Genomic DNA, 22,635 nt, shown 5'->3' with positions numbered 1-22,635 from the left:
GCCAGGAGCCGACATGCTGCCAGACCCCCTGCCCCGCCCCGCGGCCATCTCCAACGACGAGTATCGCACCCGCCGCGCATCGCTGATGGCGCAGCTGCCCGCCGACAGTGCCGTGCTGCTGATGGGGGCCTCCCTCGTCACCCGCTCGCGTGATAGCGACTACCCGTTTCGCCAGAACAGCGATTTCCATTACCTGACGGGATTTCCCGAACCCGACGCGCTGCTGCTGCTGCTGCCGGGGCGCAGTGACGGCGAAAGCGTCCTGTTCTGCCAGGACCGTGACCCGACGCTGGAGGCCTGGACCGGTATCCGGCTTGGGGCGGAAGGCGCGGTACGCGAGCACGGGGTCGACCAGGCCTTCGAGAATGCCGAGCGCGACGACCTGCTGGCGGCACTGCTCGATGGGCGCACCACGCTCTACCTCATGCTGGCGGACCCTGAAGCCATGGCGCTGGCCGACGAGGTGCGGGGCCAGTTGGCCGCAAGGGCGCGCCAGGGTGCGCGGCCGGCCGATGCCTTTGCCGACCTGGCTCCCCTGCTGCACGAGGCGAGGCTGATCAAGAGCCAGGGTGAGCTGGCGCTGATGCGACATGCGGCGGAAATATCGGCGCGGGGGCATGTGCGCGCCATGCGTGCGTCTCGGCCGGGTCTCGCGGAGTATCATCTGCAGGCCGAGCTGGAGCACGAGTTCCGCTGGCAGGGCGCCAGCGGCCCGGCCTATGCCACCATTGTGGGTGGCGGTGCCAGCGCCTGTGTGCTGCACTACATCGAGAACAACCAACCGTTACGTGATGGCGAACTGGTATTGATCGACGCCGGCGCCGAGCTGGACCTCTATGCCGGGGACATCACGCGCACCTTCCCCGTTGGTGGACGATTCAGCGAGGCCCAGCGCGCCCTCTACGAGGTGGTGCTCGAGGCCCAGGAGCGTGCCGTGGTGGCTATCCAGCCAGGGGTTACCCTGATCGAGATCCACGAAGGTGTGGTGCATGACCTCACGGCGGGCCTGATTCGCCTGGGTCTGCTGCAGGGCGAGGTGTCGGCGCGGATAGAGGACGCGAGCTTCAAGCGCTTCTACCTGCATTCGACGTCCCACTGGCTGGGGCTCGACGTGCATGATGTGGGTGCCTATCGCCAGGGCGGCTCGCCTCGTCCCCTGGCGCCGGGGATGGTGCTGACCGTCGAGCCCGGACTCTATATTCCTGCCGATGACGATATACCGGCCGAGTTCCGCGGTATCGGTATCCGTATCGAAGACGATGTGGCCGTGACCGATTCCGGTCATGAGGTGCTGACGGCTGGCGTTCCCAAGGGAGTGCGCGAAATCGAGGCCTTGATGGTGAAGAAGTGATCACCCGGAATGGAGGATGGAATGCCATTATGTAATTTACATTACGAACCATGTCTTGCGGCAGGATGCGTAAAATGAACAGTGCTGAGGCCCAGCGGCGTAATGAGCCACGTAACGTGGATATCGCCATCGTCGGTGGTGGCCTGGTAGGGGCCAGCCTGGCCTGTGCGCTGGCCCCGCTGATCGAGCGACATGGGCTCCGGGTGGCCGTGATCGAGGCGGCGCCGATGCTGGATGCGGTGAGTGCGCCCTGGCAACCCAGCTTCGACGCCCGATCCAGCGCCATCGCCCAGGGGTCTGCCCAGCGCTTTCGCGACATGGGGCTCTGGCCGGCGATGGCCGAGCAGGCCGCCTCGATCTCGCGTATTCACGTCAGTGAGCGGGGGCGGCTGGGCGTGACGCGGCTGCTGGCCGAGGAGCTTGGCCAGACGGCTCTGGGCTATGTGGTTCCCAACGCCTGGATGGGGCGGGTGCTTCACCATCGCCTGGCCGAGCTTCCCCTGGCCTGGCACTGCCCTGCCAGCGTGGAGCGCATCGAGCCCGAATCGGAGGGCTACCGTCTCACCCTGTCTGACGACAGCGAGCTTGTGGCGGGGCTCACGGTGCTGGCCGATGGAGGACGCTCCGGTCTCAAGGAGCGAATGGGGATCGGCAGCGACGAGGTTCCCTACGATCAGGTGGCGTTGATCGCCAACGTCGAGATGAGCCAGCCCCATGGCGGTACGGCCTACGAGCGTTTCACCCGGGAGGGTCCCATTGCCCTGCTGCCGCTGCCGGGACAGCAGATGGCGCTGATCTGGACCCATGAGGCGGGACGTGAAGGGCCGCGGCTGGCGCTGGGGGAAGGTGACTTCCTGGCCGAGCTGCAACGGGCCTTCGGCGATCGTGCCGGTCGCTTCCGGAGGGTCGGCAGTCGTCACGCCTATCCGCTTTCGCTGGTTACCGCACGTGAAGCGATCCGGCCTGGGCTGGCGGTGCTGGGGAATGCCGCCCATTCCTTGCACCCTGTTGCGGGCCAGGGGTTCAACCTGGCGCTGCGAGGCGTGACGGACCTGGTGGCCGCCCTGGAGCTGGCACTGGACAATGGGGAAGCGGTGGGTGGCATGCTCACCCTGCGCGACTTCGAGGCTCGGCGCATCGTCGACCGGCACAATGTCGTTCGCTTCAGCGATGGCCTGGTGCGGCTGTTCGGCATCGACAATACTCCGTTGTCACATCTGCGGGCGGCAGGGCTGGTGGGACTCAATCTGGTCGGCCCGCTACGGCGGGGGCTGGCCCGCCGCGCCATGGGACTGGAGCGTTGATGGTTACCGCAGTCGGAAGCAAGCATGACAAGAAGGGAGTGTGAGATGACGCAAGCGGATGGAGAAGCGCGCACGCACTTCGAGGTCATCATCGTTGGCGCTGGCATGGTGGGCGCGACCCTGGCGGCCCTGCTGGGCCAGGCCGGGGTATCGGTGGCGCTGCTTGATGCCCGAGCCGAACCGCTGGCCGCCGAGGCGGTGGGGCGCGGCCGGCCGGCGATGCGGGTCAGCGCGCTGACGCCGGTGTCGCAGCGCCTGCTGCAGGGCCTGGGTGTCTGGACCTGGATGCAGACGCGGCGGGTGACCCCGTACCACCATATGCAGGTGTGGGACAGTGAAGGCAGCGGTGAAGTCGCCTTCACCGCCGAGCAGGCCGGCGTGCCGGAGCTGGGGCATATCGTCGAAAATGATGTGATCCTGGCGTCGCTGGAGGCCCGCCTGATCGAGCTGTCGACCGTAGCGGTTCGGTTAGGCGCCCGGGTCTCCGGGCTGGAAACGACATCGACGGGGCGTGAGGTGCTGCTGGAGGATGGCCAGCGCCTCTCGGCGCCGCTGGTGGTGGCCGCCGACGGGGCCCAGTCGCCATTGAGGACCCTGGCCGGGATCGAGGTCAGCGCCCATGACACCGGGCACATGGCCGTGGTGACCACCGTACGCACGGAGCGTGCCCATGGCAGTGTGGCACGGCAGGTCTTCCTGCCGACCGGCCCGCTCGCCTTCCTGCCCCTGACCGTCGATGGTGACGACCGCTACTGCTCCATCGTCTGGTCGACGTCGCCGCCGGAGGCCGCAAGGCTGGTCGAGCTGACGCCGGATGCGCTGGGCCATGCCCTGGCCGCGGCCTTCGAGTCGCGCCTGGGCGGGGTAGAGGTCGTGGATCGGGCTCTTGCCGTACCGCTGACCCAGCGCCATGCAAAGACCTATGGGCAGCCGGGTCTGGTGCTGGTGGGCGATGCCGCCCACAGCATCCATCCCCTGGCCGGCCAGGGGGTCAATCTGGGGCTGATGGACGTGGCGGTGCTGGCCGAAGAGGTGCTCACGGCGCGGCGACGTGGAATGTCGATCGGGCACGAGAGTGTGCTGGCCCGCTATACGCGGCGGCGGCGCGGCGACAATGCAACCATGCTGGCGCTGATGGATGGCTTTCGCCTGCTTTTCGGCAGCCGCCATCCGGCCCTGACCCTGGCACGCAACCTCGGCCTTTCGGGCGTCGATCGCCTGGTGCCGGTCAAGCGGCTGTTGATGCGCCAGGCGACTGGTCACCGCGGGCGCCTGCCCGCCGCCTGCCGTTAGGAGCCTGTCGGACTTAACGCTGATCTACGGCGAGAGCCGGTCAAATCCGACAGACGCCTAGCGGCTACCTGTCGCGCCGGTCGAGCACGTTCAGCGCCTTGAGCAGGTTGAGTGCCTCGCCCAGCTGGTAGTCCTCGCGCAGTCGCTCCGTCATTGCCTGGCGATCGCGGGGGTCGTCGCGTGAGCGAAGATGGCCCTCGAGGTCGGCTTCGCGCAGCTGGCGGCCCGTTTCGGTCACTTCCACCCGGCCGCGAACCACCTCCACGTCCGGCTCGATGCCGAGCGCCTGGATCGAGCGTCCGTTGGGTGTGTAGTAGAGCGCGGTGGTCAGCTTGAGGCCTTCACCGTTGCCCAGGGGCATGATCTGCTGCACCGATCCCTTGCCGAAGCTATCGGTGCCCATGATCACACCGCGACGCTGATCCTGCAGAGCGCCGGCGACGATCTCAGCCGCCGAGGCGCTGCCGCCGTTGATCAGCACTACCAGAGGGACGTCGGGAGCTGCCGTCTCGCGACTGGCGGAGAAGCTCATCTCGGTGTCGGGCAGGCGCCCTTCTGTGTAGACGATCAGGCCGCCTTCGAGGAAGACATCGGCCACGGCCACGGCGGCCTGGAGAACGCCCCCGGGATTGTTGCGCAGGTCGAGTATCAGGCCGTCCAGCGGGCCGTCACGCTCCATTCGGCGAATGGCGCTGTTGACCTGCTCGCCAGTGCGGTTCTGGAACTGGCTGACCCGCAGGTAGCCGTAGCCCGTCTCCAGCAGTTCGCTGCGCACGCTTTCGGTACGAATGATCTCGCGGGTCAGGGTCACATCGAAGGCGCTCTCTTCCCCGCTGCGCAGGATGGTAACGGTGATCTCGCTGCCCGGCGCACCGCGCATCAACGAGACGGCTTCCTGCAGCGACAGGCGTTCGGTGGAGGTGTCGTCGATGTTCAGGATGGTGTCCCGGGCCTGCAGGCCGGCACGGGAAGCGGGGGTATCATCAATGGGGGTGATGATCGTCAGCCGGCCGTTTTCCAGGCCCACCTCGATGCCGATGCCGCCGAACTGCCCTTCGGTGGTTTCCCGCAGGCTCTGGAACTCATCACGGTCCAGGTAGGCGGAGTGGGGGTCGAGTTCACTGAGCATGCCGCGCATGGCGTTACGTAACAGCGTGCGATCATCGACCTCTTCGACATAGGCCCGCTTGATCCGCTCGAAGACTTCGGCAAAGGTCTGGATCTCCTCGAGCGGCAGCTCATCGGCCGGTGCAGTGGCCTTGACGGTCATCGGTAGGGCGGCAAGCGGCAGTGCCAGCAGCAGCGCCGCCATCAGGCGCCGGGAGGCGGTCAGTAAGCCGACAGAACGTAAAAACATGCGAACTCCGCGGTATCGAGACGAGGCTGACCAGCATAGCCCTTGCTCCGGGGCTTGTGAAATAGCGTATCTCATCGTCTGGCAATCCAGGCCTGGGGATCAATGGGGTCGCCGTTACGACGGACCTCGAAGTACAGCGCCGAAGACTCGTGCCCACCGCTTGTGCCCACCGTGCCGATCGTATCGCCCTTGGAGACGGCCTGGCCTACCTCGGCATTGAATTGTTGAAGGTGTGCGTGCAGCGTCATGACCTGATCGCCGTGGTCGAGTATCAACAGGTTACCGAAACCACGCATCCAGTCGGCGAAGACGACCCGGCCGGCATGGACGGCCTTGACCGGCGTGCCTTCGCGAGCCTGGATCAGCATGCCGTTGTGGTGTACCCCGTCGCCACGGCGGAAGCTCGAGGTGACGCTGCCCTGGACCGGCCAGGGCAGTTCGCCCTGGGTCTGCTCGATGGCGGTGGAGGGAGGAGGGCGCTGCAGCCGGGCCATCTCCTGGCGCACCTGCTCCAGCACTCGCTCGGCTTCGGTCCGGTCCCGGTCGAGGGCCGACAGACGTGTCTGCTCATCGCTGTAACGATCCTGCAGGTCCGACACCAGCCGCTCCCGCTCTCCCATGCGGCGCGAAAGCTCGGCGCTACGCGAGGCCAGCTCGTCCGCCAGGGCGTCGAGCCGTTGACCGCGTTCGTGCTGCTCGCGGCGGTTCTCGGCCAGTTGGGCGTCGAGGCTGGCGATCTCGTCGAGGCGGGCATTGCGGGCGCGCGCCAGGTGGTTGAGGTAGGTCTGCAAGCGATCGAGCCGTGCCGGATCATCCTGATTGAGCAGCAGCTTCAACTGGGGGGTTAGGCCCAGCCGATACAGCGCATCGAGCTGGACCTGCAGGGCCTCGCTCTGCTCGGCGCGCTCCTCCTCGAGCGTTTCGCGGGCCGCCTCCAGCGCGGCGATCTCCCGGCTCAGGCCCTGGCGGTCGGCCTGGATCGCGTCCATGCGCCCGTGGGTTTCGGCCAGCGCCGTCTCCACCTGGCGCAGCTCCTGGGTTGCCTCGTCCTGTGCCTCCCGGGTCGCGCCGAGCCGCCGGCTGACCGCCTGGATCTCGCTGCCGATGGCATCCAGGCGTTCACGGGCTTCACGCTCGCTCGGCTGGGCGGCCTGTGTCGCAGCCGGGCCCATCGCCAGCGCGACGGCAAGGCTCAGCAGCAGGAGCCGCCGGGTCGGGCGGAGGCGTTTTCGGCTCATGGTTTCCAGGCCTGACTCATCATGCCGGCTCGATCAATACCCGGCCGGTCATCTCCTCGGGGATGGACTGGTTCATCAGCGTGAGCAGGGTCGGGGCGATGTCGCAGAGACAGCCATCATCGAGCAGGCGTAACGGCTGGGGGCCGACATAGATCATGGGCACGTCGAAGGTGGTGTGGGCGGTCTGCGCCACGCCGGTTTCCGGATTCACCATCTGCTCCGCGTTGCCGTGGTCGGCGGTGACCAGGCAGGCGCCGCCTACGCGTTCGATGGCTTCCACCACGCGACCGACACAGGCGTCCACCGCTTCGATGGCCTTGACCGCGGCATCGAACTTGCCGGTGTGGCCGACCATGTCGCCGTTGGCGTAGTTGCAGACGATCAGGTCGTACTCGCCGGAGTCGATGGCCTCCACCAAACGGTCGGTGACCTCTTCGGCGCTCATCTCGGGCTTCTCGTCGTAGGTTTTCACCTCCTGCGGGGAGGGCACCAGCACCCGGGTCTCGCCGCGATACGCCTCCTCGCGACCACCGGAAAAGAAGAAGGTGACGTGGGCGTATTTCTCGGTCTCGGCAATGCGCAGCTGGGTCAGGCCGCGCTGCTCCATGACTTCACCAAGGGTGTTGTGCAGTGTCGCCGGAGGAAAGGCGGCCGGAGCGGGAATGTCGGCAGCATACTGGGTCAGGGTAACCAGGCTGCCGCCTGCCAGGGTAGGGCGAGCCCGGCGCTCGAAGCCGCTGAAGTCATCCTCGACGAATGCCCGGGTCAGCTCGCGGGCGCGGTCGGCGCGGAAGTTCATGAAGATGGCGGCATCGCCGTCGACGATGCTGGCGGGCTCGCCGTTGGTGCGGATAACGGTGGCGCTGACGAATTCGTCGTTCTCGCCACGCTCATAGGCGGCGCGCAGCCCTTCTTCGGCACTGGCCGCCTCGTACTCGCCGCGGCCTTCTGTGAGCAGGCGGTAAGCCTTTTCGACACGATCCCAGCGGTTGTCGCGGTCCATGGCGAAGTAACGGCCGATGAGCGAGGCGACGCCGCCATTGTCGGCGCCGACCAGTTCGGCCAGCTTCGCATTGGTGCGTTCGATCGAGGCCTGTGCGCTCCTGGGCGGCGTATCCCGGCCGTCGAGAAAACCGTGCACGTAGATACGCCTGGCCCCGCGTCGAGCGGCCAGTTCGGCCATGGCCAGGATATGATCCTCATGGCTATGCACCCCACCCGGAGAGAGCAGGCCCAGCAGATGCACGGCCCTGCCCTGTGCCACTGCGGCATCGATGGCATCGGTGAGGGAGGCGTTGCCGTCCAGGTCGCCGTCCTCCACCGCCTTGGTGATGCGGGTGAGTTCCTGGTAGACGACGCGCCCCGCACCCAGGTTCATGTGGCCGACCTCGGAGTTGCCCATCTGGCCCTCGGGTAGCCCCACATGGCGACCATCGGTGTGGATCAGGGTATGGGGCCGTTCCCGCCACAGCCGATCCATGACCGGCTTGTTAGCGGCGGCCACGGCATTATCGGCAGTGTCCGGGTTATGGCCATAGCCATCGAGAATGATCAGGGCGACAGGACGAGGGGTGGCAGCGTTCGGAGTCGTCATCGGGGTATATGGCCTCGTTTGGTATTGGCGCGACCCACGGCCTCCTCGACCGTCGGGAACGACGGGGGTCGCGACTTGATTCGGCTTGCGGCATCATAACGCACGGCATGGTCGAGCGTCATATCAGGTAAAGCGCTGGGCATGCCGCCAGGGGCCATGGCTTGGTGTATACTGTCCGCCTCCAGATTGCCCTAAACGTGTATCGAGAAGAGTGTTCCGGACCCATGATCGATCAGCTGTTCGAATTCGTGCAGAATCACCCGCTCCTGGTGGGTGCCTTCCTGTTGGTGCTGACTGCCTGGATCGCCTACGAGGTCCGCAACAGTGCCGCCAGTGGTGTGACTTCCGGTCAGGCAACTCAGCTGATCAACCGCGAGGATGCCGTGGTCGTTGATACCCGCGAAGCCGGGGATTTCAAGGCCGGGCACATTGCCGGTGCGCGCAACATCCCCCAGAGTCGTATCGACGACAACATGCGGGAGCTGGAAAAAGCCAAGGACAAGCCGATCATCGTCGTCTGCAAGAACGGCCAGTCAGCGGGCATCACGGTTGCCAAGCTGACCAAGGCAGGCCTCCCCCGGGTACTCAAGCTCAAGGGTGGCATGATGCAGTGGCAGGCCGACGGTTTGCCGGTGGTCAAAAAATAGTCAAACACAAGACGCAAAGGATATTTTTACATGGCCGAAGAGAATAGCCAGAACGCCAACGCCGCCGGTGGCAGCCAGGCCGCCGACCAGAACAAGCAGCAGCTGCAGTTCGCCGTCCAGCGCATCTACGTCAAGGATATCTCCTTCGAGGCGCCGAACTCACCGGCCGTTTTTCAGCAGCCGTTCAAGCCCAAGGTCAGCCTGGATCTCAACACCTCCAGCCGCAAGGTGGGTGATGACCTGTTCGAGGTGGTGATCAAGGTCACGGCCCAGGTCAAGCACAGCGAGGAGGGCACTACCTCCTTCCTGGCCGAGATCGAACAGGCCGGCCTGTTCCGTATCAGCGGCATCGAGGGCGCGCAGCTCGAACACACGCTGGGTGCCTTCTGCCCCAACGTGCTGTTCCCCTACGCCCGCGAATGCGTCGACAACCTGGTCAACCGCGGCGGTTTCCCACCCCTGATGCTGGCGCCGGTCAACTTCGAGGCGATTTACGCCCAGAAGAAGAAGCGCGAGGCCGAACAGGCCCAGCAGCAGGGCGAGCAGACCACCCAGTAAGATCGGGGGAAGCACTGCCAATGAAGACCGAGGCCAAGCCCTTGGCTCGCGCCCCGCGTATCCACGTCGCCGCCGACTTCACCGTCGGCGGCGACGTCGTTCTTCCCGAAGGGCCGGCACGGCACGTGGCGCGGGTACTGCGCATGGGTGAAGGTGCCCCTGTGCGGCTCTTCGACGGCCACGGCCGGGAAGCCAGCGCCGTGCTCATCGAGTCGGGCCGCAAGCGGGTGGTAGCGCGTATCGAGGCCGTCGAGGCGGGCACCGACAAGATGCAGCGCTTGAAGGCCCTTGGCATCAGCTTCGCCATGGACGATTTCGGCACCGGCTACTCCTCCTTGCAGTACCTCAAGCGGCTGCCATTGGATCAGATCAAGATCGACCAGGGCTTTGTCCGCGACCTGTTGGCAAGTCACGACGACATGGCCATCGCCCGCACCATCATCGCCATGGGTATCGCACTCCAGCTCGAGGTAGTGGCCGAGGGCGTGGAAACCTCCCAGCAGCTGGAGTGGCTCACCCAGGAGGGCTGCCACGTTTTCCAGGGCTACTTCTTCTGCCAACCAGTGCCGGTCGAACAGCTCGAGAGGCTGCTTGAAGCGACGGAAGTGAACTGAACCCGGCGCCTTGTCGCCAGCGCTCCTCTTCATTCTGAAATCTTTTTCCATGTTGACCTAAGACCTTGGTCGACACCCGCCTGTCCAAACGGTCAAATATTGTCTAGGCTGTCTCGTGTCGCGATTGACCAAATGGTCAGCATGACTGAAGCCCTGGCTTTCAACTCCCTTTTCGCTCCATCCAACAGACCATTCACTCCAACAACAATTGGAATCATTGATATGGAACCAAGCTCCTCTTCCCTTGCCGACAAGAGCGCCGCCCGCCCCGACGGGCAAGCCTCAGGATCTGCCCACTGGCTGGACCACTATTTCGGCGTGACGCGGCGTGGCTCGTCGCTGCGCACCGAATTCCTCGGCGGTATAGCCACCTTCCTGGCTGCCATGTACATCATCGTGGTCAACCCGGCGATTCTCAGCGACGCCGGCATTCCCTTCTCCGCCGCCCTCTCGGCCACGGTGCTGATCAGTTTCATGAGCAGCCTGGCAATGGGCCTGTATGCCCGTAACCCGATCCTGGTGGCGCCGGGCATGGGCATGAACGCCCTGTTCACCTATACCCTGGTGCAGGGCGCTGGCCTCTCCTGGGAAGTGGCACTGGGCTGCGTGTTCTGGTCCGGGGTGCTGTTCGCCACCCTGGCCATGTTCAACGTCCGCAAGGCGATCATCGAGGCCATTCCCCCCTCGCTGCGCTACGCGATCACCTGCGGCATCGGCCTGTTCATCACCTTTATCGGCTTCAAGAATGCAGGCTTCATCGTCGGCAGCGACGCCACGCTGGTATCGCTGGGCAACATGGATGCCAGCATGGTCACCTTCTTCATCGGCATGATGGCGACGGCGATCATGGTGATCCTGCGCTTCAACGGCGCGCTGATCCTGGGCATCGCCCTGACAACCCTGCTGGCATCGCCCATGGGCAGGCTTTGGGGCGGCGATGTGGTGGTGGAGTGGAGCGGCCTGGCGGCCTGGCCCGACTTCAGTGCGGTGATGCAGGTGGACATCTGGGGTGCCCTGAAAGTCGCCTACCTGCCGTTCATCTTCGTGATGCTGTTCACCAACTTCTTCGATGCCCTGTCGTGCTTTATGGCCCTCTCCGAGTCCGCCGACCTCAAGGACAAGGATGGCAACCCGCGCAACCTTAAGCGCTCCATGACCGTCGATGCCTTCGCCTCGATGATCGCGGCCCCGCTGGGCACCAGCGCGGCCCAGACCTTCATCGAATCCGGTGCCGGCGTCGCCCAGGGCGGTCGCACCGGCCTGGTGGCGGTGACCATCGCCTTCCTGTTCCTGCCGTTCCTGTTCCTGTCGCCACTGCTGTCGCTGGTACCCGGCATCGCCACCGCACCGGCACTGGTGCTGGTGGGGCTCTTCATGCTGGCGCCGATCAGCAAGATCGAATGGGCGAAGTTCGACCAGGCCTTCCCCGCCTTCCTGGCCATCATCCTGATGCCGCTCACCTACTCGATCACCCTGGGTATCGCCTTCGGCTTCCTCAGCTTCGTGGTCATCAAGATTTTTACCGGCCGAATCACGGACATCAAGCCAGCCATGTGGGTCTCCGCCGCCCTCAGCGTGGTCATGCTGGTCACCACGCACTAGGCACTGCGGTTGCAACAACGCTTCAGTTCCCGATGCCGCCAGGGATGGCGGCAGTCTCGTTATCGGCGGTGAAGCATGGCATCGACGATTCGGAACACGATGAGGCCCGTCAGCACGGCGACAAAGATCAGCGGGAGCATGTAATCGGCCCGTGTCAGGATCCAGAAATGGGTCACGCCCAGCGCCGCAGACACGTAGATCAGACGATGCAACCAGTGCCAGGCACGATACCCCATGGCCTTTTGCACTCTGCGTAAGGAGGTCAGCGCCAAGGGCACCAATAGCGCCAGCGCGGCAACGCCATAGCGAATATAGGGCAGTTCGATCATTTCCCGCCGTATCCAGGGCCAATCCCAGTACTGGTCCAGCCCCATCCAGGCCAGCATGTGGGCGACCAGCCAGAAGAAGGCCCACAGGCCGATCTGCCGCCGCGCCGCCATGAAGCCGACCCAGCCGGTGACGCGAAAGGCGGGGCTGAAGGCAATGGTAACCAGCAGCAGCGTCAGTCCCGTCTTGCCGGTAAAATGCACCACCGCCTCGCCGGGCACCGCCCCCAGGTCACCGAAGTACCACTGCCATACCAGCCAGCCGGCTGGAGTGACACAGCCCGCCAGAACCAGCAGCCGAAAGGCAGTGATTGCGGTGCGTTGATTCACTCGTGCTCCCCGTCATCAGTAGTGCTGTTGCAGGTCCATGCCAGCATAGAGATGGGCCACCTCTTCGCCGTAGCCATTGAACATCAGCGTCTCGCGCCGGCCGCTCTCGCCGATACGGCGTTCACGGGCCTGTGTCCAGCGCGGGTGATCGACCGTCGGATTGACGTTGGCATAGAAACCGTACTCGTCCGGATTGCGCTCCTCCCACGAACTGAGCGGCCTTTCCTCGACAAGGGCGATACGCACGACCGACTTGATGCTCTTGAAGCCATACTTCCAGGGCACCACCAGTCGGATCGGCGCGCCGCTCTGGTTCGGCATCACCTCGCCGTAGAGCCCCACGGCGAGCAGGGTTAGCGGATGCATCGCCTCGTCGATGCGCAGCACCTCCCGGTAGGGCCAGTCGATGATCGAGCGGCGCTGTCCGCGAAGGTTGTCGGGGTCGTGTATCGATTCGAAGACGACGTACTTCGCTCGTGACGTCGGGCCATGGCGCTTGACCAGGTCGGCCAGGGGAAACCCGACCCAGGGAATGACCTTGGACCAGGCCTCCACGCAGCGATGCCGGTAGATACGCTCTTCCAGCGTCTGCCCAGCCAGCACGTCCTCCAGGGCAAAGGTTCCCGCCTTGTCCACGTCTCCCTCGATGGTCAGCGACCAGGGGTCGGTTTCCAGCCGATGACCGTAGATCTCCGGATCCCGCTTGCCGGTGCCGAACTCGTAGAAATTGTTGTAGGTGGTGGTGTCCTGGAAAGACGTCGTTGACTCTCCACCCGCCAGTTCACTGCTGGGTAGATCTGTTGCCAGGCGTTCCTCCAACAGGCCCTGCCACGCCTGAGCCTCACGCGACCAGAGCAGGCCGGGGGCGACGGCGGCGGCACCCAGCGCCAGCCCGCCTCGCAGCAGGCGTCGCCGCGACTCGAACAGCTCACGCGGGGTCACCTCGGATTCGGGAATTCTCGGATAGCGATAGCGAGCCATGCCCTCTCCTGACGCGAAGCAAAATAAGGAAACCTATCGATGCCACTTGTACAACACCTTATCCACCACTATCACCTCAAGTCGACGGAAACTTGACTTACCTCAAACACCCCCCTTTTCCGAGCATTTCGGTTGGTTGATATGCATCAAGCCTCACGAATAAGCTTATTTCAGGATATAGGAGTCTGACCTGTATCGAGTGCCTACCAGGGAGATCACAATGGAATCTAAGAAAATTGTACAACCGGCTCGATTCGTCACTGCCGTGGCGCTGGGCGGTGCCCTTGCCTTCGGCGGCACTGCCCTGGCAGATGATGGTCTCGGCGACTACCGTGATCGCTTCGAGCCGCTGCCCCACTTCCCACCGATTCCCGCCCACAACTCTTTGACCCCCGAGAAGGTGGAGCTGGGCAACATGCTGTTCTTCGAGCCGCGCATCTCCTCCAGCGGCGTGATCAGCTGTGCCACCTGCCACAACCCGGCGTTGGGCTGGAGCGACCGCATCCCCCGCGCTACCGGCCACGATGGGCAGATCGGCGAGCGCAATACGCCGACGGTGCTGAACTCCGGCTTCCTCGGCGCCCAGTTCTGGGATGGCCGCGAACCGGACCTGGAAGGTCAGGCACTGGGCCCCATCGAGGCCGATATCGAGATGGCCATGGACCTGGACATGGCGCTGGAGCGCCTGGAAGAGTTCGAGCTTTATCAGAAGAAGTTCGCCGAAGCCTATCCGGGCGACGAGAACCCGATAAACGCGGATAACTTGGCCATGGCCCTGGCAAGCTTCCAGCGCACGCTGAATACGCCGAACTCACCCTTCGACCGCTATCTTCACGGTGACATGGAAGCCCTGAACCAGCAGGAAAAGGATGGCATGGTGGCCTTCGTCGAGAACGGCTGCGTGGCCTGCCACAGCGGCCCGGCACTGACCGACAGCAACTTCCATCGCATCCAGGTACCCGGCTCTACCGACGTGGGCCGCTATGAGGTCACCGGCGACGACAATGACATGTATCGCTTCCGTACTCCGACCCTGCGCAACGTCGGCGTCACCTATCCGTACATGAACAACGGTGCCACCGAGACCCTCGAGGAGGCTGTTGCCATCATGGGCAGCGAGATGCTCGGCCGTGAGTTCGATGAAACCACCATTGCCGATATCACCGCCTTCCTTCACACCCTGACCGGCGAGATGCCCGATTTCGAGGTGCCGGCCCTGCCGTAACGCCACGACGCATCTGACCTACTGGCTCCCGGCGAAATCCGGGAGCTTTTTTATGCGCTAATCAAGCGCTCTCAGCCAGTTTCCGGTGCAGATCGAGGCGACGAGCGTCGCTCATGAAGGCCGCTTCGATGGCGGTACCGGCCAGTTGCACGAAGGTCTCCCGGGACCAGTCGAATGCCTGATAACAGGCCAGGTAATTGTCGAGCACCCCGCCGCCAAAATAGGCCGGGTCGTCGGAGTTGATGGTCAGCCTCAGGCCTGCATCCAGCAGTTGGGGCAAGGGGTGATCCGCCATGCGCTCGACGACCTTGAGCTTGACGTTGGAGAGCGGACAGACGGTGAGCACCACGGCCTCGTCGCGCAGCCGCGTGACGAGGTCAGGGTCTTCCAGGCAGCGCACGCCATGATCGATCCGGCAGACGTCCAGCAGGTCCAGCGCTTCACGGATGTACTCCGGCGGCCCCTCCTCGCCGGCATGGGCGACCCTGGGAATGCCGAGCATACGGGCACGCTGGAACACCTCGACGAACTTGGAAGGGGGGTGTCCCCGCTCGGCGCTGTCGAGCCCCACGGCATCGATCATTTCCCAGTAGGGCGCCGCGCTTTCCAGCACTTTCATGGCCTCTTCGGCCGATCTGTCACGCAGGAAGGCCATGATCAGCGCCGTGGACATGCCCAGCTCCCGTTCGGCATGCCGCTGGGCCAGATTCAACCCCTCCATCACGACATCGAGCTCGATGCCCCGAACCAGGTGGGCCTGGGGGTCGAAGTGCATTTCCACGTGTACCACCCCTTCGTCATGGGCACGGCGGAAATAGTCCATGGCCAGGTCATGGAAGTCTTCAGCGGTCCTCAGCACGCTCATGCCCTGGTAATAGAGCTCGAGAAAGGCGGGCAGGTCGTCGAACTCGTAGGCTGCGCGCACCGCCTCTACCGACGCGTAGGGCAAGTCAATGCCGTTTCGCTCGGCCAGGGCAAACATCAGCTCCGGCTCCAGCGAGCCCTCGATATGCAGATGGAGTTCGGCCTTTGGCAGCCGCTGAAGGAAGTCACGCATTGCTCACCTCGTCGCCAGTTTCTCCTTATCCTGATGGAAACCCGTGCGTTGCGCAATCGGTCAACCGCCCTTGATAAAGTCGCTCATGACGGGTGATACCCGGCGGTTCGAAGGGACCTCCTTCGAGCTGATGCACCAGATAGAGGACTGTGCGACCGGCAAGCCATTCATCGAGGCGCAGCGAGAGCCTTGCCGCCAGTTCGGCGTCCAGACCGGCAAAGGGTTCATCGAGGATAACCAGCCCAGGATCTCGCAGCCACAGCCGTGCCAGGGCAAGGCGGCGCGCCTCTCCGCCCGAGAGCTGACGCCCCCCCTCGCCCACCCGGGTCGCCAGGCCACCCGGTAGCGACTTGGCCCAATCCGCGAGCTCCACCCAGGCCAGTGCCCGCCAGAGGTCAGCGTCATCCGCATCGGGAGCAGCCAGGTACAGGTTGTGCGCAAGGCTGTCCTGAAAGAGGTCGACGCGCTGCCCCAGGATAGCCACTCGCTCGCGCAGTGAACTCGCGTCAATGGCGGATAGTGGCACCCCGCCCAGCCAGACTCCGCCAGATGTCGGTGGCAGCTGGCGCGTCAGCAGCGCCGCCACGCTGGACTTGCCGGCGCCGGAAGCACCCGTCAGGGCCAGCCGTTCGCCACCGGAGAGTTCCAGATCGACGTGCTCCAGAGCCGGCAGCAGCGCGTCGGGATAGCGCAGGTTCACCCCGCGCAGGGCAACCGACAGCGGCCCTGCCGGCAGGGCCACGTTATCCGGCTGGGTGCCCTCACTACCGGATGCCACCAGCTCATTGAGCCGCTGGGCCGCGGCGCGGGTCGCCCCCAGGTGGGTGAAGGCGACCGGCAGCAGCGCCAGCGCTTCGCCGGTCGCCAGCACCGCCAGCGGCAGCATGACCATCACGGCCCCGCTGATAGTGCCCTGCTCCCAGGCCAGCGCGGCCAGCCACAGCGCCGCCAGCATGGCGAGTCCAACCATCAGATTGACCAGTGACGTGCCGAGGCCGGATAGCCGCCCCAGCGTTCGCTGGACCTGCTGCAGCTGTATCTCACGCTGCTGCAGGAGTTGGCGGTGGGCATCGCGGGCGCCGTAGGCCTCCAGCTCTGCCTGGCCCTGAAGGTGCTCGATGGCCTGGCTACGCAGGCGCTGCAGGTGGCTGACCTGACTGTGGCTCGGGGCCATTCCGAGCCAGGCCTGGCCGGCGGTGAGCCAGAGCCAGGCAAACAGCAGCAGCGCCGCCACCGCCAGTCCTGCCACGGGCACCCATAGTGCCAGAAAAGCCGACAGCAGCAGGATCGCAAGGAGCGCCACGACGGGCGGCGCAAGCAAACGCAGGTAGAGGCTATCCAGGGTATCGATATCGGCGGTAAGGCGGTTGAGCCAGTCGCTGGCTCGACGGCGAGCCAGCGTTCGCTCGTCAAGACCCGACATCACCCCAAAGAGCGTGCCACGCAGGTCGGCCAGCAGCCGCAGTACCGTATCATGGTTGTAGAGTCGTTCGACGTAGCGGGCCACGGTCCGGGTCACTGCGAAGGTACGTATCCCCCCGCCGGGCACATGCACATCGAGGCTCGCCGCGAGCCCTGCCGCCAGTGCCATGCCGGTCAGGGCGCTGGCGGTAATGAACCAGCCCGAGAGGGCCAGCAGGCCGATGGCAGAGGCCACGGTGAGGGCCAGCAGCGCAGCCCCGGTTACCAACCGGCCACGCCGACGCGCCAGCAGGCGCAGCCAGGGGCGAAGGGTCGTCAGCAACGAGTCGTTACGCATTGTCGCCCCTCTCGTCGCCCCGGGACAGTGCAATGCGCCGTGTTGCCAACGCCATCAATGCCGGATGATGAGTGGCAATGACCAGGGTACGGCCAGCTGCGGCAAGCTCCCGCAACGATTCGATGACCTTGGCTTCACTCCCCTCATCCAGGCTCGCCGTCGGCTCATCCAGCAGCACCAGCGGCGCATCGGAGAGAAACACCCGCGCCAGCGCGAGCCGCTGCGCCTGGCCGCCGGAGAGCCCGGAGCCCCGCTCGCCCAAGGACGTCGCCAGGCCGTCGGGCAACGCGTCCACCACCTCGGCCAGGCCGGCGTGACGCAGGGCCTGGTGCAATTCGGCGTCACTCGCCACGGGGGCGGCCAGACGCAGATTGTCGGCCAGGCTGCCATGAATCAGCAGTGGCCGCTGGTCCATCCAGGCGAAACTCAGCCCATCCATGACGCGCCTCTCGCCCTGGTCCGGGGCTACGAACCCCGCCAGCAGCTGCAGCAGGGCCGACTTGCCGACCCCGGATGGCCCCGTTATCGCCAGGATCTCACCTCGTTGCACGGTCAGGTCCACCGGCCCGAGCACACGACCACGCCCCGGGTGATGCAGGGTGACATTGGCGAGCGATACGAGCTGGTCGGTTTCCCGGACCGGCATGGGCTCCCTGAGTCGCTGATCCGACGCGGGTTCGGACAGCAGCGCCACCATGCCGTCTGCCACGCCCAGGGCAGCGGCACGATCATGATAGTGCTGGGCCAGGCTGCGCAGGGGCTGGAAGAACTCCGGCGCCAGCAGCAGCACCAGCAGCCCGGTGAACAGCGTCAGCTGCGGCGACGGACCATAGTCGATGTAACCCAGCAGCCCGAAGCCGACATAGATCGCGACCACGGCGATGGCCACTGAAGCGAAGAACTCCAGCACCGCCGAGGAGAGAAAGGCGAGCCGCAGGGTGCGCATGCTCAGCCGGCGGTAGTCGTCGGCGGCCCGCTCCACCTCCCGTGTTGCCGCTTCGGTGCGGTGGAAGAGCTGAAGCGTGCCGATTCCCCGAACCCGATCGAGAAAGTGGCCGGCCAATCGGCTTACCGCGGCAAACTGCGCCTGGTTGAGTCGCTCCGCCCCGATCCCCACCAACGCCATGAACAGGGGTATCAGGGGAGCCGCCAGCAGCAGGAAGAGTGCGGCCAGCCAGTCAAGCCACAGCACGACGGCCAGGATCATCAGGGGAAGCGCAACGGCCAGCCGTAGCTGTGGCAGGAAGCGGGCGAAATAGCCGTCAAGCGCCTCCACCTGCTCCACCAGCTGGCTGGCCAGCCCTGCCGTATGGCGAGCGCCGGCACGCACCGGACCCATCGCCGCGAGGTGATCGAGCAACTCGCCACGCACCGCCCGGCGAATGCGCAGGCTGGCTTCCTGCCCCGCCAGTTCCTGGCCCCATTGGGCCAAGGCACGCAGCGGCAGCACTGCGGCCAAGGCCAGAAAGGTGCCACCGAGAGACGCGACGCTGGCACCGTCCACAAGCAGGCGACTGACGATCAAGGCCAGCAGCAGCATCTGCACGATGGTCAGGACGCCGACCAAGAAGCCGGCCAGTGCTGCCAGTGCCAGCCAGCCCCGCTGACCGGCGGCATGGGCCGCCAGCCAGCGGCGAGGCGTCAGGTCAGGGCCCAGGCGCTCCCCCATCGACTCAGTGATACCCTTCGCCGACCCTGACCTTGCCGCGGAAGACCCAGTAGGACCAGAACGTATAGCCCAGCACGAAGGGCAGCACGAAGAGCACCCCGATCAGCAGGAACAGCTGCGACTCGGGCGCCGAAGCGGCGTCCCAGATGGTGTAGTCCGGCGGCACAATCATCGGCCACTTGCTGACAACCAGCCCCAGGTAGGTGAACAGGAACATGCCCAGCGTGGCCATGAAGGGCATCAGCTCCCGGCGACGCTTCACCGACCAATACACCACGAACATGCAGAGCAGGGTCAGCGCGGGCAGTATCCAGATGATGCCGATGATGCCGAACCAGCGATCCCAGACCAGTGGGTTCACCAGCGGCGTCCAGATGCTGATGATGGCGAAGATCACCAGCACCGCCACCAGCAGCGGTGGCGTCAGCTTGTAGGCCCAGGCCTGGATGTAGCCCTCCGACTTGAGGATCAACCAGGTGGTACCCAGCAGCGCATAGCCGATCATGATGCCTATGCCGGTCAGTATCGAAAAAGGGGTGAGCCAGTCGAAGGCGCCCCCCACGAAGACGCCGTTCTGGGTCTCGAACCCCTGGATATACTTGCCGACCACAGCGCCCTGGGCAAAGGCGGCGATGGCAGACCCCCAGCTGAACGCCCGGTTCCACATCCGCCGGTTGCGCCGATCGCGACGGGACTTGAAGCGCAGCTCAAAGGCCACGCCGCGAAACACCAGCCCCGCCAGCATCAGGAACACGCCGATGTAGAGCGCCGGCAGGAACACGGAATAGACCAGTGGAAAAGCAGCGAGCAGTCCTGCCCCGCCGAGGACCAGCCATGTTTCGTTGCCATCCCACACAGGGGCAACCGAATTCATCATCACGTCGCGAGCATCCTCGTCCGGCGCAAAGGGGAAAAGGATGCCAAGCCCCAGGTCGAAGCCGTCCATGAGCACGTACATCATGATGCCGAAGCCGATGATCAGCGCCCAGATCAATGACAGGTCGAACATTTCCATGTTTCAGCCCTCCGCCTTGGTGGGGTCGTCGTCGAAGGGGGTGCTGGTAGCCGACCAGGGTCGCTTGGGCGTCTCGAAATCGTCGACCAGCTTTTCTTCCTCCTTTTGCTGCATGCCGTAGCGGATGACCCGCGTGAGGTAGTAGGTGCCGGCATAAAAGATCACACCATAGACCGCGACGTAGCCAAGCAGCGTGAACAGGGCCATGCCCCCGGTCAGCGAGGGCGTGACCCCTTCCGCATGGGTCATCATCCCGTAGACCAGCCAGGGGGCTCGGCCGGATTCAGTGGTAATCCAGCCGGCAAGCACCGCGATGAAGGGCGTCACCGACATCAGCCGGAGCGTCTGCAGGAAGCGGCGAGAGTGATAGATACGCCCGCCTCGACGCAGATAGAGACCGACCAGGGAGACCGCGATCATCAGGAAACCGAGTCCGACCATCAGCCTGAACGTCCAGAACACCAGTGCAACCGGTGGCTGCTCCTCGGGCGGTGCCTCGAGGATTCCCGGCACTTCACCATGCAGCTCATGGGTCAGTATCAGGCTAGCTGCATAGGGAATGCCGATCTCGAAGCGGTTCTGCTGGGCCGCCTGATCCGGCCAGGCAAACAGCAGGAACGGCGCGCCCTCCCTGGTTTCCCAGTTACCCTCCATGGCCGCCAGCTTGGTGGGCTGGTACTCAAGGGTATTGAGACCGTGGAAGTCGCCCACCAACGCCTGGGTCGGGGTCAGTACCAGCAGCATCCACAGGCACATGGAGAGCGCCTTGCGGTTGGCTTCCACGTCGCGGCCGATCAGCAGGTACCAGGCGCTGACCCCGGCCACTACGAAGCCACCGGTAATGAACGATGCCATGGCCATATGGGCGAGACGATACGGAAACGAAGGGTTGAATATCGCCTCGGTCCAGGAGGTGACGCGAAAGACACCGTTGATGACCTCGACCCCGGCCGGCGTATGCATCCAGCTGTTGGCGGAGAGGATCCAGAAGGTGGAGATGAAGGTACCGATCGCTACCATGATGGCGGCAAACAGATGCACTCCCTGGGGCACTCGTCCGCGTCCGAACAGCAGCACACCGAGGAATGCCGCCTCAAGAAAGAAAGCGGTCACGACCTCATAGCTCAGCAAAGGACCCATGAAGTTGGCGGTGGACTGGGAAAAGTTGCTCCAGTTGGTGCCGAACTGGAAGGACATGACGATGCCCGACACCACCCCCATGCCGAACGCCACGGCAAAGACCTTGGTCCAGAGCTGGGCCAGGCGGTCCCAGGCCGGGTTGGCTGTCTTGTAGAACAGCGCATGAAGCACGGCAATGTAGGATGCCAGGCCAATGGTGAAGACCGGGAAGATGGCATGAAAGGAGACCACGAAAGCGAACTGCAATCGCGACAGCAACAGGGGATCTAGTTCCATGACGTAATGCCTCTTGGCTGCGAAGAGTTCACGTCTCAAGGGATGCGGATGCACTCCGTGTGCTTTTGTGCCTCCGGCAAGGCCATCCTGGCCTGCCGTGACGCATTTCACCTCGACACTCTGATGAGACTAGCAGCCTTGCTGGAGTGGTGCCGACCTCAAGCGCAGTCCCCACCAGCGGCTGTCCGGCCTCTCGAAAGGTCTGACAACGAAGCTGAACAGTAACTGTTATGACTCCGCTTTTCCTGTGTCTCGTTGTCGCAGCACTTCCCCGCTCCAGATCGCGCCCTCAAGCAACGCCAAGCACTACCAGCCGTATCATGAAGAGCATGTAGCCGAGGAACAGGATCAGCAGCACCGCGCCTTCGAGACGATTGATGCGCCCCGGCCGCCCTCTCCAGCCCATGGCGAAGATCACCAGCAGCGCCGTCATGACTGCCATCAGGCTCCAGTCTCGCAGCAGCACCTCGCTGCCGACCTCGATGGGTCGGATCACCGCGGCGAGCCCGACGACGCCCAGCGTATTGAAGAGGTTCGAGCCGACAACGTTGCCCAGCACCAGGTCGTGCTCACCCCGGCGCAATGCGCTGACCGAGGCGGCCAGCTCGGGCAGCGATGTACCCACCGCCACCACGGTGAGCCCGATGATCAGGTCGCTGACGCCAAAGCCCTGGGCGATGGCAACCGCCCCCCACACCAGGATGCGTGAGCTCAGGATCAGCAGCAGCAGGCCCACCAGGGTCCAGACCAGCCCCGCCTTGAGCGACATGGGCTTGATCGCCAGGCTCTCCTCGGTCTCTGCCGCCAGGGCGTCCGGCCCCGCTTGCCGGGCCTGCAGGATGCTGAACAGGATGAACGCGGCCAGCAGTGCCAGCAGCAGACTGCCCTCCATGCGCCCGATCACCCCGCCCCACATCAAGATGGCCGACAGCAGCGTCACCCCACCCAGCAGCGGCAGCTCCCGGCGAATCACCCCGGAATGCACCGACAGCGGCGACGCCAGTGCCACCAGCCCGAGAATCAGGCCGATGTTGGCGATGTTGGAGCCGTAGGCATTGCCCAGCGCCAGCCCGGGATTGCCTTGCCCCGCCGCCAGTGCCGATACCATCAGCTCCGGTGCCGATGTCCCGAAGCCAAGCACCAGCATGCCGATCAGCAGTGGTGAGACACCCAGGCGACGGGATGTGGCTGCTGCCCCTTCGACGAAGCGCTCGGCGCTCCAGACCAGCAGAACGAGACCGCCAATGACGGCGAGAACAGGTAACAACATTCCATTTCCTCGGGAACATTCAGTGCCGA

Annotated in this window: 19 protein-coding genes; 8 read left to right on the top strand and 11 right to left on the bottom strand. The window is 64.7% G+C overall.

From position 1 onward, the window contains the following. Window positions 1-13 precede the first annotated feature (13 nt). From pepP to LOKO_RS05235, 3 genes are all read left to right on the top strand, one after another. Window positions 14-1,351, top strand: coding sequence for a Xaa-Pro aminopeptidase (pepP, locus tag LOKO_RS05245; RefSeq protein WP_066445984.1), 1,338 nt, complete (start codon window positions 14-16; stop codon window positions 1,349-1,351). A 74-nt stretch (window positions 1,352-1,425) separates the two neighbouring features. Further along, window positions 1,426-2,655, top strand: a complete 1,230-nt coding sequence (ubiH, locus tag LOKO_RS05240; RefSeq protein ID WP_417935379.1) for a 2-octaprenyl-6-methoxyphenyl hydroxylase — start codon at window positions 1,426-1,428, stop codon at window positions 2,653-2,655. Window positions 2,656-2,700: 45 nt separating this feature from the next. After that, on the top strand, window positions 2,701-3,948 hold the full coding sequence (locus LOKO_RS05235; protein WP_066445978.1) for a UbiH/UbiF/VisC/COQ6 family ubiquinone biosynthesis hydroxylase: 1,248 nt from the start codon (window positions 2,701-2,703) through the stop codon (window positions 3,946-3,948). Between the two features lie 64 nt (window positions 3,949-4,012). Here the strand turns inward: LOKO_RS05235 and LOKO_RS05230 are convergent, their stop codons facing one another. The 3 genes from LOKO_RS05230 to gpmI form a co-directional block, all read right to left on the bottom strand. Further along, the gene (locus tag LOKO_RS05230) at window positions 4,013-5,305 is read right to left on the bottom strand and encodes a S41 family peptidase (protein WP_066445975.1); all 1,293 of its coding nucleotides are present in this window, start codon (window positions 5,303-5,305) and stop codon (window positions 4,013-4,015) included. A gap of 71 nt (window positions 5,306-5,376) precedes the next feature. Beyond that, window positions 5,377-6,543 (bottom strand): murein hydrolase activator EnvC family protein, encoded by a 1,167-nt coding sequence (locus LOKO_RS05225; protein ID WP_083517442.1) that lies wholly within the window; start codon window positions 6,541-6,543, stop codon window positions 5,377-5,379. 19 nt (window positions 6,544-6,562) lie between these two features. Beyond that, window positions 6,563-8,137 carry a 2,3-bisphosphoglycerate-independent phosphoglycerate mutase gene (gene gpmI / locus LOKO_RS05220; RefSeq protein WP_066445972.1) on the bottom strand — a complete coding sequence of 525 codons (1,575 nt, stop codon included), beginning with the start codon at window positions 8,135-8,137 and terminating at the stop codon, window positions 6,563-6,565. A 224-nt stretch (window positions 8,138-8,361) separates the two neighbouring features. On the opposite strand from gpmI, the gene LOKO_RS05215 reads away from it, so the two are divergent. From LOKO_RS05215 to LOKO_RS05200, 4 genes are all read left to right on the top strand, one after another. Continuing rightward, window positions 8,362-8,784: a rhodanese-like domain-containing protein gene (locus LOKO_RS05215; protein WP_043511766.1), complete on the top strand. Its 423-nt coding sequence runs from the start codon at window positions 8,362-8,364 to the stop codon at window positions 8,782-8,784. 30 nt (window positions 8,785-8,814) lie between these two features. Beyond that, the gene (gene secB / locus LOKO_RS05210; protein ID WP_043516760.1) at window positions 8,815-9,342 is read left to right on the top strand and encodes a protein-export chaperone SecB; all 528 of its coding nucleotides are present in this window, start codon (window positions 8,815-8,817) and stop codon (window positions 9,340-9,342) included. A 20-nt stretch (window positions 9,343-9,362) separates the two neighbouring features. Further along, the gene (locus tag LOKO_RS05205; RefSeq protein ID WP_066445971.1) at window positions 9,363-9,956 is read left to right on the top strand and encodes an EAL domain-containing protein; all 594 of its coding nucleotides are present in this window, start codon (window positions 9,363-9,365) and stop codon (window positions 9,954-9,956) included. A gap of 222 nt (window positions 9,957-10,178) precedes the next feature. Then, window positions 10,179-11,558 carry an NCS2 family permease gene (locus LOKO_RS05200; protein ID WP_066445969.1) on the top strand — a complete coding sequence of 460 codons (1,380 nt, stop codon included), beginning with the start codon at window positions 10,179-10,181 and terminating at the stop codon, window positions 11,556-11,558. Window positions 11,559-11,617: 59 nt separating this feature from the next. Here LOKO_RS05200 and LOKO_RS05195 read toward each other — a convergent pair whose 3' ends face one another. Continuing rightward, window positions 11,618-12,214 (bottom strand): protein-methionine-sulfoxide reductase heme-binding subunit MsrQ, encoded by a 597-nt coding sequence (locus LOKO_RS05195; RefSeq protein WP_066445965.1) that lies wholly within the window; start codon window positions 12,212-12,214, stop codon window positions 11,618-11,620. Window positions 12,215-12,229: 15 nt separating this feature from the next. Continuing rightward, window positions 12,230-13,195: a protein-methionine-sulfoxide reductase catalytic subunit MsrP gene (gene msrP / locus LOKO_RS05190; protein ID WP_066445963.1), complete on the bottom strand. Its 966-nt coding sequence runs from the start codon at window positions 13,193-13,195 to the stop codon at window positions 12,230-12,232. Between the two features lie 220 nt (window positions 13,196-13,415). On the opposite strand from msrP, the gene LOKO_RS05185 reads away from it, so the two are divergent. Continuing rightward, the gene (locus LOKO_RS05185; RefSeq protein WP_066445961.1) at window positions 13,416-14,420 is read left to right on the top strand and encodes a cytochrome-c peroxidase; all 1,005 of its coding nucleotides are present in this window, start codon (window positions 13,416-13,418) and stop codon (window positions 14,418-14,420) included. A gap of 61 nt (window positions 14,421-14,481) precedes the next feature. Here LOKO_RS05185 and LOKO_RS05180 read toward each other — a convergent pair whose 3' ends face one another. The 6 genes from LOKO_RS05180 to LOKO_RS05155 all read right to left on the bottom strand — a co-directional run bounded on the left by LOKO_RS05180 (window position 14,482) and on the right by LOKO_RS05155 (window position 22,606). Then, window positions 14,482-15,477: an adenosine deaminase gene (locus LOKO_RS05180; RefSeq protein ID WP_066445959.1), complete on the bottom strand. Its 996-nt coding sequence runs from the start codon at window positions 15,475-15,477 to the stop codon at window positions 14,482-14,484. Window positions 15,478-15,502: 25 nt separating this feature from the next. Next, a complete protein-coding gene (gene cydC / locus LOKO_RS05175; protein WP_083517441.1) occupies window positions 15,503-17,236 on the bottom strand; it encodes a thiol reductant ABC exporter subunit CydC in 1,734 nt (577 codons plus the stop codon). Continuing rightward, window positions 17,229-18,905, bottom strand: a complete 1,677-nt coding sequence (cydD, locus tag LOKO_RS05170; RefSeq protein WP_066445957.1) for a thiol reductant ABC exporter subunit CydD — start codon at window positions 18,903-18,905, stop codon at window positions 17,229-17,231. Before cydD ends, cydC begins: the two co-directional genes overlap by 8 nt. A gap of 4 nt (window positions 18,906-18,909) precedes the next feature. Continuing rightward, window positions 18,910-19,920, bottom strand: a complete 1,011-nt coding sequence (cydB, locus tag LOKO_RS05165; protein ID WP_066445954.1) for a cytochrome d ubiquinol oxidase subunit II — start codon at window positions 19,918-19,920, stop codon at window positions 18,910-18,912. Between the two features lie 3 nt (window positions 19,921-19,923). Then, window positions 19,924-21,336, bottom strand: a complete 1,413-nt coding sequence (locus LOKO_RS05160; protein ID WP_066445952.1) for a cytochrome ubiquinol oxidase subunit I — start codon at window positions 21,334-21,336, stop codon at window positions 19,924-19,926. Window positions 21,337-21,625: 289 nt separating this feature from the next. Further along, window positions 21,626-22,606, bottom strand: a complete 981-nt coding sequence (locus LOKO_RS05155; protein WP_066445949.1) for a calcium/sodium antiporter — start codon at window positions 22,604-22,606, stop codon at window positions 21,626-21,628. Between the last annotated feature and the right edge of the window lie 29 nt (window positions 22,607-22,635).

The organism is Halomonas chromatireducens (genome assembly GCF_001545155.1).
Taxonomy (GTDB): Bacteria; Pseudomonadota; Gammaproteobacteria; order Pseudomonadales; family Halomonadaceae; genus Halomonas; species Halomonas chromatireducens.
This window is presented reverse-complemented; position numbering and strand designations above follow the sequence as displayed.